Below are 3,274 nucleotides of genomic sequence, written 5' to 3'. Positions count from 1 at the left end.
GCCATCTGCGAGCGGCTGGAGATTTCGCTGGAGGAGCGCCAAGGCAAATACGCGCCCGTGCGCTTCTTCAATCACGAGTGGGACAATGAAGCGGCGCTGCGCAAGATCGGCGATCTCACCGTGGAAGACACTCGGGCGCTGACCGATGGCCTGCTGGAAATGGAAGTGCCGGTGAAGATCAACGCCCGGCTCTACGAGTACGACCAGATCATCATCTGCGGCCCTGTGTTCCCGCACGAGGTCGTTGGCTTCAGCGGCGGCAACAAATATCTCTTCCCCGGCGTCAGCGGCGCGGAGGTGCTCAACTTCTTCCACTGGCTCGGCGCGGTCGTCACGAACCCGATGACCATCGGCAACAAATGGACACCCGTCCGCCGCGTGGTCGATCGCGTGGGCGGCATGGTCTCGGTGCCGAAGCTCTGCCTGTGCATGGTCGTTGATCACGCGCAGCTTGCGGGCCTCTTCATCGGCAGCCCGGAAGGCGCCTGGGACCAAGCCTCCGAGCTCTCGAAGAAACTGCACATCGTCTACAAGGACCGCCCGTTCCACACCGTGCTCAGTTGCGCGCCGAAGATGTACGACGAGATCTGGGTGGGCGGAAAGTGCATGTACAAGCTCGAGCCCGTCGTGGCCGATGGCGGCGAGCTCATCATCTACGCGCCGCACATTCACGAGATCAGCGTCACGCACGGCCGGCTCATCAAGCAGATCGGTTATCACTGCCGCGACTATTTCCTGAAGCAGTGGGACAAGTTCAAGGACATCCCCTGGGGCACCATCGCGCACAGCACCCACGTCCGCGGCATCGGCACCTACGAAAACGGCATCGAGAAATGCCGCGTCCAGGTCACGCTGGCCACCAGCATCCCGGAATCAGTCTGCAAGGAGATCAACCTCGGCTACCGCGATCCCGCGACGATCAACCCCGCCGATTACGCCAACCGCGAAGACGAAGGCGTGCTGCTCGTCCCGAAAGCCGGCGAGATGCTCTACCACCTCAAGCAGCGCCCCGCCTGGGCGCGGGAGATGTAGCCGCGCCGGGTTTACAACTGGATCGGTTTCGGGCTCCGCGTGCGGACGACCAGCCGGCCGCTCGCTTCGCGCGTCACGCTCAGCAATTCGATCGGATCGTTGGGCACGATGCGGACGATGACCTCCGGCCAGATGCCGAACTGGTTGAAGTATTGCTGCCGGTTGTTGACTGTCTCTTGGCGGACGAAGACCGGCGTCGGCGATTCCATGGTGACGACCGTGCTGCCCTTGCCGACGGCGCCGATGATATTGGCCGTGACGAAAACCGCGACATTGCCCTGGTAGGACTGGTAGTCGAAATCGCCGTAAAGCCAGGAGTTCTTCAGCGACTTGCCGACCAGGTTCTTCAGGTCCGGGATTTTATAGACAGCACCATGTCCATCGAAGCGCCGGCCGGCCACCGCGGCAGGCGGCACGGCGGGCAGGGGCCCCGATCCGGCTGGGAGTTGGGTCTTGTCCCGGGTGATGACCCGGCCCTTTTCGGTAATGACTTTCAGCGCTCCGTTACGCAGCACCAGGTCCAGGGTCTGTTCGGCCACGCCAGTGACGCGCTCGCCGGCGGGGTTGGTGGCGGTGAAGTCGATTAGAAAGCGCACTTTCCATCGATCATTATGGGTTTCCAGCAATTCAGGATCAGCCTTTATTTGATAGGTCGTCTGTGGCCAGCGCTGAAAATACTTCGCTTTGTCCGTGCGGATCGCGGCCTGGCCGACGCGGCCCAGGTTGTCGAAATCGACCTTCGTGTCGTAATTGGCGAGGATGCGGTTGAGGTCCTGGCTTTGCTCATCGCGCTGGAGCTTCTCGCAAAAGGCGCTGAGCTGTGCCGGGGTGATGGCGGCGGCGGGAGCGGGCGTGACTGGGTTGGGGGTGACTGCGGCGACTGGCACAGCGAACGTCTTTTGGCCGGGAGTCGACCGGGAAATGGTGAAGAAGCCTTCGTCTTCCACGGAGTTCTCGGCTCCGGAAGCGAAGAAGCGAATGCTGTGGTGGTAGTGGCATTCCGCGGTCTGTCCGTCGGGCGCCGGCGTGAGGTCGACGAAAAGGTGCCCGCCATGTTCGCTGTCGCTCGGGTCGTTCACCTCGAAGGAAAGCGTCTTGTCGGTGATGTTCGGCTTGAAGGGGCCGAGGATTTTGTCCGGCGGCTGCAAGGTCTGGGTGTAGGGTTTGTCCTTGTCGACGTCCAGATTGCCGGGAGCATTTTGATAGACGGCCTGCTCCCACTGCATGGTGATCGCGTCTTGATGCCACCGGATGGACGCGAGATCGGGCGAAACTTCGATGCTCACGGGCTGCGTCATCGTGGCCAGTTGCGTGCGGACGAGCCCGCCGGCGACGGGAAAGGCAAAGCGCATGGTCATCCTCGTGCGCCGCGTTCCCGACCAGATTCCGGCAAACCGGTTGTCTTTCACCGAGTCTGCGGCAGGGATGTCGCGATCGAGACGAATGGTGCCGAGATCCAAGGTCTGCCCTGGTGTGACCAGGAAGTCGAAGGTCTGAGTGGTGTAGCCCTTCGCGGTGAGGAAGAGTCGATGCCGGCCGGGCGTGAGGTCGCCATAGCGTACGGGGGCACGCTGCGCGGGCCGTTCATCCAGCGTGACGAGGGTATCGGGTGGATCGGTTTTTGCCACGAGGCCGGCGACGGTGGGAGTCGGAACGGGTGTCGACGGCGAGGCAGGGACGGGAGTTGTTTGCGCCAATGGTTCGGGCGTCACCGGCAACGGCTTGGGGAGACTGGCTGGGATTGGAGTGGTGGCTTCGACTGTCGGCGCCGCCGCTCCTTCCTGCGTTTTCGATCGCCTCGCGTTCCACCCTGTAGCACTCAAGCCGAGCACGACGAGCCCCGCCGCGAGCCACCACCAGGGCTTTGCGCTCCGCCCGGATGGTTCCCTTGGAAGTAAGGCGCGCGGTGCCTCGAAAACGGGGGTCCCCGGTTTCACGCCTGGCGCCGGTTGCATCCGAGGGCGATAGGAGTAACCGGCCCGCTCGTCGGGTACCGGCGGCGCTGCCGGGACGGCGCGGCTGGCGGGGAGGGGGTGCTCCTCTTTCAGCCGTGCCATGAGCTCTCCGGCGCTCTGTGGCCGCTCCGCCGGCTCTTTCGAAGCGCATGCGCTTTGGATGGAACCCGGTATTGATCTTTATTGTGTAGCCACGGAAGAAAGCAAGGCGCGTCTGGCGGCGCGCGGCGCTCCGGAAAAAATAATGACCGTCACGGGCATTCCGGTGTCACAGCGTTTTCTTCACG

Annotated in this window: 2 protein-coding genes and 1 pseudogene; 2 read left to right on the top strand and 1 reads right to left on the bottom strand. The window is 63.1% G+C overall.

The features are described 5' to 3' along the window. On the top strand, positions 1-1,032 hold a 1,032-nt coding region (locus ABJF10_RS30130), incomplete at its 5' end, for a lactate racemase domain-containing protein (protein ID WP_348548297.1). An 11-nt stretch (positions 1,033-1,043) separates the two neighbouring features. Here ABJF10_RS30130 and ABJF10_RS30125 read toward each other — a convergent pair. Continuing rightward, positions 1,044-2,744 (bottom strand): PEGA domain-containing protein, encoded by a 1,701-nt coding sequence (locus ABJF10_RS30125; RefSeq protein WP_348548296.1) that lies wholly within the window; start codon positions 2,742-2,744, stop codon positions 1,044-1,046. Between the two features lie 343 nt (positions 2,745-3,087). Between ABJF10_RS30125 and ABJF10_RS30120 the strand changes: the two are divergent. Next, a pseudogene (locus ABJF10_RS30120) lies at positions 3,088-3,274 on the top strand (hypothetical protein); the annotation flags it as partial.

It is taken from the genome of Chthoniobacter sp., assembly GCF_040003245.1.
Taxonomy (GTDB): Bacteria; Verrucomicrobiota; Verrucomicrobiia; order Chthoniobacterales; family Chthoniobacteraceae; genus Chthoniobacter.
This window is presented reverse-complemented; position numbering and strand designations above follow the sequence as displayed.